Origin of the sequence: Salmonella sp. SAL4457 (assembly GCF_046548235.1) — a bacterium.
GTDB lineage: Bacteria > Pseudomonadota > Gammaproteobacteria > Enterobacterales > Enterobacteriaceae > Salmonella > Salmonella enterica.
This window is the reverse complement of sequence record NZ_JBGDZO010000572.1, coordinates 1-268: the sequence shown is the minus strand read 5'-3', so window position 1 is coordinate 268 and position 268 is coordinate 1. Positions and strand designations below refer to the sequence as shown.

The following is a 268-nucleotide window of genomic DNA, read 5'->3' as shown; positions in this document are numbered from 1 at the left end:
CACCCGCACCTGGTTGCCGCTCGGCGTACGTTCGAACAGGGTGAAGCTGTAGCGTACCGAGCGGGTCGAGGTCGGGGTCAGCAGGCGTTCGCCGATCAGCCCGAGCTGGGCGGCGTAGTCCGGGTCGGCGAGTTTCTGCAAGTAGGCGGTGACGCTTTCCTGCAACTCGTGCTGGAGGGTGGTATTGGCCCGCAGGTCGAGACGGTCGAGGTCGTACAGTGGCACGCCGAGCATCCCGGCCAGGCGGGTGCGAGCCAGGGTCACGCCC

Annotated in this window: 1 protein-coding gene; it reads right to left on the bottom strand. The window is 67.9% G+C overall.

What is annotated here, in order from left to right:
• The coding region (locus tag ACLJNW_RS25500; protein ID WP_410961406.1) for a hypothetical protein at positions 1-268 on the bottom strand (268 nt) is incomplete at both ends.